The 10,855-nt window shown below is 73.6% G+C and carries 8 protein-coding genes; 2 read left to right on the top strand and 6 right to left on the bottom strand.

What is annotated here, in order from left to right; translation table 11 throughout:
- Positions 1-183 precede the first annotated feature (183 nt).
- The 3 genes from IE251_RS31560 to IE251_RS31550 form a co-directional block, all read right to left on the bottom strand.
- Complete coding sequence (locus IE251_RS31560; RefSeq protein ID WP_189756374.1) at positions 184-1,308, bottom strand: HAMP domain-containing sensor histidine kinase; 1,125 nt, start codon at positions 1,306-1,308, stop codon at positions 184-186.
- Positions 1,305-2,045, bottom strand: coding sequence for a response regulator transcription factor (locus tag IE251_RS31555; RefSeq protein ID WP_030789897.1), 741 nt, complete (start codon positions 2,043-2,045; stop codon positions 1,305-1,307). Before IE251_RS31555 ends, IE251_RS31560 begins: the two co-directional genes overlap by 4 nt.
- A gap of 126 nt (positions 2,046-2,171) precedes the next feature.
- On the bottom strand, positions 2,172-2,849 hold the full coding sequence (locus IE251_RS31550; RefSeq protein ID WP_189756373.1) for a spermine/spermidine synthase domain-containing protein: 678 nt from the start codon (positions 2,847-2,849) through the stop codon (positions 2,172-2,174).
- 249 nt (positions 2,850-3,098) lie between these two features.
- Between IE251_RS31550 and lon the strand changes: the two genes are divergently transcribed.
- Positions 3,099-5,528, top strand: a complete 2,430-nt coding sequence (lon, locus tag IE251_RS31545) for an endopeptidase La (protein WP_189756372.1) — start codon at positions 3,099-3,101, stop codon at positions 5,526-5,528.
- Between the two features lie 108 nt (positions 5,529-5,636).
- Here lon and IE251_RS31540 read toward each other — a convergent pair whose 3' ends face one another.
- Entirely contained in the window at positions 5,637-8,021 is a 2,385-nt protein-coding gene (locus IE251_RS31540) for an ATP-binding SpoIIE family protein phosphatase (RefSeq protein WP_189756371.1), read from the bottom strand.
- 207 nt (positions 8,022-8,228) lie between these two features.
- Complete coding sequence (locus IE251_RS31535; protein WP_189756370.1) at positions 8,229-9,071, bottom strand: lysozyme; 843 nt, start codon at positions 9,069-9,071, stop codon at positions 8,229-8,231.
- Between the two features lie 241 nt (positions 9,072-9,312).
- On the opposite strand from IE251_RS31535, the gene IE251_RS31530 reads away from it, so the two are divergent.
- Positions 9,313-9,804, top strand: coding sequence for a MarR family winged helix-turn-helix transcriptional regulator (locus IE251_RS31530; RefSeq protein WP_189756369.1), 492 nt, complete (start codon positions 9,313-9,315; stop codon positions 9,802-9,804).
- A 51-nt stretch (positions 9,805-9,855) separates the two neighbouring features.
- On the opposite strand, the gene IE251_RS31525 is transcribed toward IE251_RS31530, so the two are convergent.
- On the bottom strand, positions 9,856-10,644 hold the full coding sequence (locus tag IE251_RS31525) for a protein phosphatase 2C domain-containing protein (RefSeq protein ID WP_189756368.1): 789 nt from the start codon (positions 10,642-10,644) through the stop codon (positions 9,856-9,858).
- Between the last annotated feature and the right edge of the window lie 211 nt (positions 10,645-10,855).

Here is a 10,855-nt window from a genome sequence, read left to right as displayed (position 1 = left end):
TCTTGTTTCGGGGCTTGATATGGCGGGAAACAAGCGTGGTTCCGCAGGTGAAAGGGTGCACCGGCGGGACCCGCCGCCGCCAACGTCAGGCGGGTGCCCGGGCCTGCGCCGATCACACGTGTCCTGCCGCGCGAACCCGCCGGGGACCGTCGTGGATCTTGTGCTTCCGGTCCGGACCCTACGTCAACTCGTCAGGGAAGTCAGTCCCGGAAGAGTGACGATGATCCGGCAGCCACGCTCGGATTCGGCCACCCCGATCCGGCCGCCGTGCAGATCCACCGCCCACCGGGCGATCGCCAGCCCGAGCCCGGTCCCGCCGTCGCTGCCCGGGCCGTGCGGCCGGGTGACCGCACCCCGGTTGAACCGCTCGAACACCCGGTGCCACTCGGACCGGGGGATGCCCGGACCCTCGTCCAGGACCTCCAGCACCAGCGACTCCGGCTGGGGGCCGCGCCGCGCCTTCACGGTCACCCGGCCGTGCGGCGGGCTGTGCTTGACCGCGTTGTCGATCAGGTTGGCGACGACCTGGTGGATGCGCTCGGGGTCGGCGTGCGCGGTCAGCTCCGGCGGCGAGACGTCCAGGTGCAGATGGACGTCGGTGCGGGTGTGGCTGCCCGAGCCGGAGGCGATGCCCGCGCGCACGGAGGCGACCATGTTGGCCTCCTTCAGCACGCCCGAGAGGTACGGCCACACCTCGAACCGGCGCGCCTTCAGCGGCACCACGCCGTTGTCCAGCCGGGACAGGTCCAGCAGGGTCTCCACCAGGCGGCCGAGCCGCTCGGTCTGCTTCAGGGCCGTCCGCATGGTCTCCGGATCGGCCTCGGTGACCCCGTCGACGATGTTCTCCAGCACCGCGCGCAGCCCGGCGATCGGGGTGCGCAGCTCGTGCGAGACGTTCGCCACCAGCTCCTTGCGCTGGTTGTTCTGGGCCTCCAGCTCGTCGGCCATGACGTTGATCGTCTGGGCCAGGTCGCCGAGTTCGTCGCGCCGGTTCTCCCGCACCCGGCGCGTGTAGTCGCCCTGCGAGATGGACCGGGCCACCGTGTTCATCTCGTCCAGCGGCATGGTCAGCGAGTGCGCCACGAACTGGGTGATGAGCAGGGTGGCGATCATCGAGAAGACCGTGATGAAGCGCAGCTCCGTCTGGGTGTGCACCGCGACGAGCGACAGGCCGGTGGTGATGAGCACCGCGATGACGACCAGCGCACCCAGCTTGGTCTTGATCGAGAACGGGCGTACGCCGCCCCAGGGTTCCTCGCCGAGGCTCCCGGGGCTCCTCCGTGCGGCCTGGCGCCCGCTGCCGCTCACGGGGCCGGTGTCTCCAGCGCGTAGCCCACGCCGTGCACGGTCCGGATCCGCTCGGCACCGATCTTGCGGCGCAGCGCCTTGATGTGGCTGTCGACCGTACGGGTGCCGGAGGCGTCCGCCCAGTCCCACACCTCGGCCAGCAGCTGCTCCCGGGAGAGCACCGCGCGTGGGGTGTTCGCCAGGCACACCAGCAGGTCGAACTCGGTCGGCGTCAGATGGACGTCCTCGGACTTCACCCGCACCCGGCGCTGGGCGTGGTCGATCTCCAGCTCGCCGAGGCGCAGGATGCCGGTGCGGGGCGTGGCGGCGGCCAGCGCGGCCCGCTCCACCCGGCGCAGCAGCACGTGCACCCGGGCCGCCAGCTCACGCATGGAGAACGGCTTGGTCATGTAGTCGTCGGCGCCCACACCGAGTCCGACCAGCATGTCCGTCTCGTCGTCCCGCGCGGTCAGCATCAGCACCGGCACCGGCCGCTGCGCCTGCACCCGCCGGCACACTTCCAGCCCGTCGAAGCCGGGCAGCATGATGTCGAGGATCAGCAGGTCGGGCTGCCAGGCCTCGGCCGTGTCGACGGCGGCCGGACCGTCGGCCGCCGTCTGCACCAGAAATCCCTCGGCACGGAGCCGGGCCGCGATGGCGTCGACGATCGTGGGGTCGTCCTCGACGACCAGCACCCGGCGCTGTGCGCCCGGGGTGGTCGTCGCCGCGCCGCTCTGGGAGGTGTGTGTCTGCTCCATCGCCCGCCCCTGTTGTGTTGCTTTCCGGAATCCGTGGGGTGATCCCATGTCTGCGTCCGACGCCTGAATGATCGGCTGAATGATCCGCGTCAGGGCAGCACATTACGGGGACTCACCGCGCTGTCGCTATCCAGGTCGGACGGCGAGGTGGACGGCGTCGGGAACGCCCCGGGCAACGGGCACCTCTTCGGTACGCACCTGCTGGAACCCGGCATTCCGCAAGGTTCCTTCAAATTCCGGAGAGGGTTCGGCGGACCACACCGCGAGTACTCCACCGGGCCTCAACACCCTTGCGCAGGCCGCCAGTCCGGCCGGTGAATAGAGGCTGTCGTTGTCCTCGGTGACGGTCCAGCCGGGCCCGTTGTCGATGTCGAGGCAGAGCGCGTCGAACGTGTCGGATGTCTCATTGACGTACGCGACGAGATCGGCTCGGACGATCGTGGTGCGGGGGTCGGCGAGGGCGCCGGCGGAGATCTCGGCGAGCGGGCCGTCCCGGTGCCAGTCGATGACGGCGGGCTCGCGCTCCACCACGGTGATCCGGCCCCACCTCGGATCGGCGGCGGCGTGCGCGAGCGAGAAGCCCACGCCCAGCCCGCCGATCAGCACCGCCGGGGCCGCGCGCCCGTCCAGCGCGGCACGGGCGGCGTCGACCAGCAGCCGCTCCGAGCGGCCGTCGGAGGTGTCCATCAGGAAGCAGCCGTTGGCGATGATCTGCAGGAGCGCACCGTGCCTGCGCAGCACCACCTCGCCGTACGGGCCTTCGCGTCGATCCAGGACCACGGGAGTGTCGTACACGGCAGTCATGTCCCCCATCCTGCTCGAACAGGGCCGGGCGGTCACGGGAATTGGACAGGACGCCCACGGACGAGTGGTCCGGGGCGGGGGAGCGGGCCGGGCGGAGCGCGGACCGCCGGGGTCTTCCTGGCCGGGCGCGACCCCTGGGTGCGCCGTTGGGAGCAGCTGATCGCTCAGAGCGAACAAATCCCCGGGAACAATCGGCGACGCCGGAACATTGAGTCGGCATAGCTCAAGTTGACTGCCTAAGGGGAGATCATGGCTGCTGAGTCACCGGCGTTCACGCTGACCCTGCCCGTGCTGCCGCTCGACGACGAGGTGGTACTGCCCGGCATGGTGGTTCCGCTGGACCTGAGCGACGCCGAGGTGCGGGCCGCGGTGGAGGCCGCGCAGGCCGCCGCCCGCTCCGAACCCGGCAAGCCCAAGGTGCTGCTGGTGCCGCGGGTCGACGGCACGTACGCCAAGACCGGCGTCCTCGGCACGGTGGAGCAGGTGGGCCGGCTGGCCGACGGTGACCCCGGGGCCCTGGTCCGCGGCCGGAGCCGGGTCCGCATCGGCGCCGGCACCACCGGACCGGGCGCCGCGCTCTGGGTCGAGGGCGCCGAAGTCGAGGAGAGCGTGCCGGACCCGCTGCCGGGCCAGGTCGCCGAACTGGTCAAGGAGTACAAGGCGCTCGCCACCAGCTGGCTGCGCAAGCGCGGCGCCTGGCAGGTCGTGGACCGCGTCCAGGCCATCGACGACGTCTCCGCGCTGGCCGACAACTCGGGCTACTCGCCCTTCCTGTCCACCGAGCAGAAGGTCGAACTGCTGGAGACCGCCGACCCGGTGGCCCGCCTCCGCCTCGCCACCCAGCAGCTGCGCGACCACCTCGCCGAGCAGGAGGTGGCCGAGACCATCGCCAAGGACGTCCAGGAAGGCGTCGACAAGCAGCAGCGCGAGTTCCTGCTGCGCCGTCAGCTGGAGGCCGTCCGCAAGGAACTGCGCGAGCTGAACGGCGAGAAGGAGGGTGAGGAGTCCGACGACTACCGCGCCCGCGTGGAGGCCGCCGACCTGCCGGAGAAGGTCCGCGAGGCCGCCCTGAAGGAGGTCGACAAGCTGGAGCGCGCCTCCGACCAGTCGCCCGAGGGCTCCTGGATCCGCACCTGGTTGGACACCGTCCTGGAGATGCCGTGGAACGAGCGGACCGATGACAGCGCTTCCGCGTACGACATCCGGGCCGCCCGGGACGTGCTCGACGCCGAGCACGCGGGCCTGGAGGACGTCAAGGAACGCATCACCGAGTACCTGGCCGTGCGCAAGCGGCGCGCCGACCGGGGCCTGGGCGTCGTCGGCGGGCGGCGCGGCGGCGCGGTGCTGGCCCTCGTCGGCCCGCCCGGCGTCGGCAAGACCAGCCTCGGCGAGTCCGTCGCGCACGCCATGGGCCGCAAGTTCGTGCGGGTCGCCCTCGGCGGCGTCCGCGACGAGGCCGAGATCCGCGGCCACCGCCGTACGTACGTCGGCGCGCTGCCCGGCCGGATCGTGCGCGCGATCAAGGAGGCCGGGTCGATGAACCCGGTGGTCCTGCTGGACGAGATCGACAAGGTGGGTTCCGACTTCCGGGGCGACCCGGCCGCCGCCCTGCTCGAAGTCCTCGACCCGGCGCAGAACCACACCTTCCGCGACCACTACCTGGAGGTCGAGCTTGACCTCTCCGACGTGGTCTTCCTCGCCACCGCCAACGTCCTGGAGGCCATCCCGGAGGCCCTCGCCGACCGCATGGAGATCGTCCGCCTGGACGGCTACACCGAGGACGAGAAGGTCGTCATCGCCCGTGACCACCTGCTCCCGCGCCAGCTGGAGCGGGCCGGCCTGGACCGGGACGAGGTCACCCTGGAGGAGGGCGCCCTGCGCAAGCTGGCCGGCGAGTACACGCGCGAGGCGGGCGTGCGCACCCTGGAGCGCTCGATCGCGCGCCTGCTCCGCAAGGTCGCCGCCCAGCACGAACTGGGCGAGCGGGAGCTGCCGTTCACCGTCACCGACGGCGATCTGCGCGACCTGATCGGCCGGCCGCACCACGTGCCCGAGTCCGCCCAGGACCCGGCCGAGCGCCGTACGGCGGTGCCCGGCGTGGCGACCGGTCTCGCGGTCACCGGCGCCGGCGGCGACGTGCTCTACGTGGAGGCGTCCCTGGCCGATCCGGAGACGGGCGCGGCGGGCCTGACCCTGACCGGCCAGCTGGGTGACGTGATGAAGGAGTCGGCGCAGATCGCGCTGAGCTTCCTGCGCAGCCACGGCGCCGAACTGGAGCTGCCGGTGGCCGACCTGAAGGACCGGGGCGTGCACATCCACTTCCCGGCGGGCGCGGTGCCCAAGGACGGGCCCAGCGCGGGCATCACGATGACCACTGCCCTCGCCTCGCTGCTGTCCGGTCGGCTGGTCCGCACGGACGTGGCGATGACCGGCGAGGTCTCGCTGACCGGCCGGGTCCTGCCCATCGGCGGCGTGAAGCAGAAGCTGCTCGCCGCCCACCGCGCCGGGGTGACCACCGTGATCATCCCCAAGCGCAACGAGCCCGACCTGGACGACGTGCCGGCCGAGGTGCTGGACAAGCTCGACGTCCACACCGTCACCGATGTCCGCCAGGTCCTGGAGCTGGCGCTCGCGCCGGCCGCGAACGGCGCGGAGCCGGCGGTTCCCGTGGCGGCGTGACGGACGCCATGGGAAAGGCGAGGCCCGGGTCCCGTGAGGGAGGCCCGGGCCTCTGCCGCATCCCGGGCCGTCACACCCCGGGCCCCGCGTCCGCTCCCCGGAGCGGGCTCAGAGCACGGCCAGGGCCTGCTCCACCGGGACCTGCCCGGCCGGGTTCTGCTCCGCCCACACCGTCTTGCCGGTCCGCTCGTGCCGGGTCCCCCAGCGCTCGGCGAGCTGCGCGACCAGCAGCAGGCCCCGCCCGCCCTCGTCGAAGATCCGGGCCCGCCGCATGTGCGGGGTGCTGCCGCTGGCGTCGTACACCTCGCAGATCAGGCCGGTGCCCGGGCGCAGCAGCCGGAGCCGGACGGGCGGGCGGCCGTAGCGGATGGCGTTGGTGACCAGTTCGCTGACGATCAGCTCGGTGGTGAACGCCGCTTCCTCCAGGCCCCACGCGGACAGCTGCTCCTCCACGTACCGGCGGGCCAGGGAGACCACGGTCGGCTCGTGGTCCAGCTCCCAGCAGGCCACCCGGTCCTCGTGCAGGACCCGGGTACGGGCCAGCAGCAGGGACAGCTGGTCGTCCGGGCGGTGGCCGGCCAGCTCGGTGAGGACGCGGTCGCACACCGAGTCCAGCGACGGCGCCGGACGGTCCGGCGCGCCGTACATCCCGTCCAGGGCCCGGCCGACGGCCCGGCCGTGGGGTTCGGCCGGTCCGTTCGCGTACAGCGCCAGCAGGCTGCCCTCGGGCAGTTCCGTCTCGACCGCCTCGAAGGGCGGCCCGCCCAGTCCCAGCGGCGGCCCGGCGGGCACGTCGAGGACGCGGACGGCGCCGTCGGGGGTGACCACGGCGGGCGGCGGGTGCCCGGCCCGGGCCGCCGCGCACCGGCGCGAGACGGGGTCGTAGACGGCGTACAGGCAGGTGGTGCCGATGCCGCCGGCGGTCTCGGTGGCCGGGTCCGCGCTGCTCTCGTCGGCGGCCAGCCGCAGCACCAGGTCGTCCAGGTGGGCGAGCAGCTCGTCGGCGGGCAGGTCCACGTCGGCCAGGGTGCGCACCGCCGTGCGCAGCCGGCCCACGGTGGCCGAGGCGCGGATGCCGCGGCCCGCCGCGTCGCCCGCGACGAGCGCCACCCGCGCCCCCGACAGCGGGATCACGTCGAACCAGTCGCCGCCCGGACCGGTCCCGCTCGCGGCCGGCAGACAGCGAGTGGTGATCTCCAGGGCGGCCTGGTCGGGCAGCGGGTGCGGCAGCAGCCCGTGCCGCAGCGGCGCGGTGTCGGGCGCCGGGGCCCCGGCGCGGGCCTGTTCGATGCAGGCGGCGGCCTTGGCGGTGAACTCCTCGGCGAGCCGTACGTCCTCCGGCCCGAACCGCTCCCGCCGCCGGGTCCGGCCGAACAGGGCCACGCCGAGCGTGCCGCCCGCGCCGACCAGCGGCACCGCCAGCAGGGACCGGATGTCGGAGGCGCGCAGCCACCCGGCGCACGGGTCCAGCGCCGCCCACTCGGCGATGCCCGGTTCCGCCGTGTCGTACAGCAGCGGGCGGGCCGTCGCCAGGCAGCGGGCGGGCGGCGAGCCGGCCGGGCAGACCACCGTCTCGCCCACGCAGGTGCCACGGGTCCCCTCGCCGTCCGGGACCGCGCGCAGGGCGGCCCGGCGCAGCACGACCTGCCCCGGCTGCGGTCCGCCGGCCCCGCCGCCGGAGCGCGGGCGGTCCAGCAGGTCGACCGCCATGACGTCCGCCAGCCGGGGGACCGTGACCTTGCCGAGTTCCTGGGCGGCGAGGACCTGGTCCGCCGCCGTCGCGGCGCCCGGGCCGGTGCCGTCCGCCGGGGGCGGCGCGCCGGCGGCGTCCGGGGCGGGCCGCGACACGGACAGGCAGACGGCCCGTACCCGGCCGTCGGCGTCCTTCAGCGGGGTGAGGACGGCGGTCCGGCCGAAGTCCGGGCCGAGCCGGCCGTGCGCCTCCTGCGGCCGGCCGGACTCCAGCGCCGCCCGCATGGACCGCTCGGCCTCCTCGCTCGCGGCGCCGGGCACGATGTGGGTCAGGCGCAGCCCGCGCATGGCGGCCTCGGGCAGGGCCAGGGCGTGCTCCAGCCGGCGGTTGGCCCGCAGCAGGCGCAGGTCCGGGTCGAAGACGGCCAGCGGAAAGGGCGACTGGAGAAAGGTCCACTCCTCCAGGGGATCGCCCCGGGGCGGCTGCGGCCGGGACGTCACCGCGCTCACCACGAGCCAGTCGGTGCGCCCGGCGGGGGAGGTGCGGCGGTGGGCGAGGACGTCCAGCTCCAGGCGCCGGCCGTCCTGGTGGCGCAGCGGGACGGTGCCGTGCCAGCGGCCGCGGCCGGCCAGGGTCCGGCGGGCGCCGGTGGCGTCGGTGGCGAGCAGCGCGGCGGCGGGCCGGCCGACCACCGCCGGGGCGTCGTAGCCGAGCAGCCGCCGCGCGCCGTCGCTCCAGCCGGTCAGGATGCCCCGCTCATCGATGGTGGCCGTGGCCGTGTACGTCGCTGGTCGCTCCATCGCCGCTCATCTCGCCCTTGCTCGGCAGGCTCTCCTGACCAGCATGATCCCGGGCGGCGCGGAGCACCAACGCAGGCGCGGGCCGGGGAGGGACGCCGGGAGGAACGCGGGGCGCGGGCCGGGGAGAACGGCCCGCGCCCGGGGCGCCCGCGGGCCGGGGCCGTGCCCGCTCACGGCACGGCACGGCCTGGCGGCCCGGCCGTCGCCTCAGCCGTTGGCCAGGGCCTGTACCCGGTCCAGGGCGCCGTTGAACTTGTCGTGGTCCCCGACCGTCGGGCCGGAGGAGGTGTACTGCCACATCGTGTAGAACGACCACCCGGCCGGCAGGGTCCCCGGGTCCGCGGCGTAGCGGGCGATCCACAGCGGGTTGTTCACCGCGAAGCCGCCGTAGTCGCCGGTGCACTGGGTCCACCAGGTGGTGGCGGTGTAGATCACGGGGTACCGCCCGGTGCGCGCCTTGTAGGTGTTGATGAAGTCGGCGATCCAGCTGACCATCTGGCTCGCGGTCTTGCCGTAGCAGGCGGCGCCGTAGGGGTTCCACTCGATGTCGAGGGCGCCGGGCAGGGTCTTGCCGTCCCGTGACCAGCCGCCGCCGTGGTCGACGAAGTAGTTGGCCTGGGTGGCTCCGCTGGTGGTGTCCGGGGTGGCGAAGTGGTAGGCGCCGCGGATCATGCCCACGTTGTACGAGCCGTTGTACTGCTGGGCGAAGTACGGGTTGGTGTAGTACGTGCCTTCCGTCGCCTTCGTGTACGCCCAGCGCACGCCGCTGTTCCACAGCGTGGACCAGGCGACGTTGCCCTGGTACCCCGAGACGTCGACACCCTCGGTCTGGGTGACGTCGCCGGTGCTGGGGGTGCCGCTGCGCCCGTCGTGGGCGAGGACGCCGATGCCCATGTAGGCGGAGCCGCGGGCGGGCGTGTCCGCGGCCCGGGCGGAGGTGAGGGGGAGCGTGAGGGAGAGCGCCGCGAGCAGGGCCGTGACCAGGACGGCGAGGGGGCGCGGGCGGAGCGGGCGGGTACGACGGGTGGGACCGGGTCTGAGCACGGTCATGGCGTGCCTCCGGGATGGGGAGTGGGGGAGCGATGTGGGGATCGTGGGGGGTGACCGCCGGCCCTCTGGGCGTGGGCATGCCATTAAGGGCGTGGTAAAGAAGCTACGCACGTAGATGACGGCGTGGAAGGGGGTCCGGACGACGCCGTTGGTCTATGCCTGCGAAATACTGACGGAGCTGCGGCAATGACGACGTGTGACAGAAACTTTCAGGACTGCGAAACCGATCAGGGGTGCTGACGTGCACGAGGACAGAAACAGCGGTGGACCGGGCGCCGCCTGCCAGGTGACGCCCAGTGGTGCAGACCAGGAATTCCTGTCGCTGGAACGCGAGTTGACCGTGCTGCTGCGGCGCGCCCGGGCCAACCAGGCCGAGATGGCCCGGGAGGTCCACCCCGACCTGGAGTCCTCCGCCTACGGCCTGCTCATCCGGCTGGACGAACAGGGCGGCCGGCGGGCCACCGAACTCGCCGCCTACATCGGCGTCGGCAAGGCCACCATGTCCCGGCAGCTGCGCGCCCTCGAGGAACTGGGCCTGATCGCCCGCGAACCCGACCCGGCCGACGGCCGCGCCTGGCTGGTCACCCTCACCGAGGAGGGCAGGCGCCGCGTCGGCACCGTCCGCGAGGCCCGCCGCGCCCGCTACGTCCGCGAGCTGGCCCACTGGGACCGCCGCGAGGTCGCCGAGCTGGCCCGGCTGCTGCACGAGCTGAACGACGTCATGGCGAAATAGCGCTCACAGCCGCGCGTGCGCCGCGGCTCACCACCGCGCGTACCCCGCGGCTCACAACCGCGCGTACACCACCGTCGCGTCGTCGTGCGTCTTGCCCCGCCCGAGGAAGGCCCGCCGCTCCCGGTCCGCCGACTCCAGCTCCCGCACCCGCTCGACCAGCGACCGGGCGCCCTCCTTGGCGACCACGTCGAACAGGGCCGTCCAGTCCCCCTCGCGGAACGTCTCCGTCCACCGGGCCGCGCCGTCCGTCAGCGCGGCCAGCTCCCGCACCTCGCGCCGGGGCAGCGCACCGGTGACCGCGCGGGCCGCCACGGCCGGGTCGGCGGCGGCCGTGAAGAACCCGCCCTCCTTGTTGCGCAGGCGGGCGTCGACCAGGGCGTCCGAGACCAGCGCGGAGCGGGGGAGCCGGGCGAGCCGGTCGTCCAGCACCGGGGTCACCGTCCCGTCGGGCCCCCGCAGCAGCAGCGCCGCGTCCGACAGCACCAGGTACTCGACCTCGGCGGCGGACCAGCGGGCCAGGGCGACGGTTGCCTGGGGCGTCCGTGGGTGAGAAAGGTCACAGGTGTCCGCGTGTGCCTCGGCGGTGCGCCGGATCGCCCGCGCGAGAATCTCCGGCAGCGTCAGATCTCGGCCGGAAACGGTCAGTTCGGTCAGCGCGCCGCCCAGCCGCGCGGTGAACCAGGGCACGGAGTGCAGACAGCCCGTCCCGCCCCTCGGCGGCGTCACCCCGTCCAGGGCGATCACGCAACCTCCCTGTCCGCAGGCGGGTAGTCCGACACCGGCGAAGTCCTCGTTGGGGCGGGTCGCGTCGCCGGGTTCCGAGACGAGATCAGTACGCACCCGGTCAGTCTGCACGACCCCTTCACACGGTGCGCCCCGGACCGGCAAGCCCCCGGCAATTCCCGCGACCTCGCAGGTCAGGCGCCTGGTTTGGGCTGGAATGAGGCGCTCCGGGAAGACGTGGTGGCGAATATTGCCAAAGCCTGCCGCGCGCGTCCAACCGGCCCGCCGCGTCCGAGCCGGGCACACGCCGGAGGAACTTGCCCGCCAA

Source organism: Streptomyces eurythermus, assembly GCF_014649115.1.
GTDB classification, from domain to species: Bacteria; Actinomycetota; Actinomycetes; order Streptomycetales; family Streptomycetaceae; genus Streptomyces; species Streptomyces eurythermus.
Note: the sequence above shows the minus strand (reverse complement) of the source record. Positions and strands in the feature narration are given on the sequence as shown.

What these genes read in the sequence shown, in the direction of transcription:
- IE251_RS31555 (WP_030789897.1), bottom strand. Translation starts at nt 2,045, where the DNA reads ATGGAGCAGACACACACCTCCCAGAGCGGCGCGGCGACGACCACCCCG.
- IE251_RS31550 (WP_189756373.1), bottom strand. Translation starts at nt 2,849, where the DNA reads ATGACTGCCGTGTACGACACTCCCGTGGTCCTGGATCGACGCGAAGGC.
- lon (WP_189756372.1), top strand. Translation starts at nt 3,099, where the DNA reads ATGGCTGCTGAGTCACCGGCGTTCACGCTGACCCTGCCCGTGCTGCCG.
- IE251_RS31540 (WP_189756371.1), bottom strand. Translation starts at nt 8,021, where the DNA reads ATGGAGCGACCAGCGACGTACACGGCCACGGCCACCATCGATGAGCGG.
- IE251_RS31535 (WP_189756370.1), bottom strand. Translation starts at nt 9,071, where the DNA reads ATGACCGTGCTCAGACCCGGTCCCACCCGTCGTACCCGCCCGCTCCGC.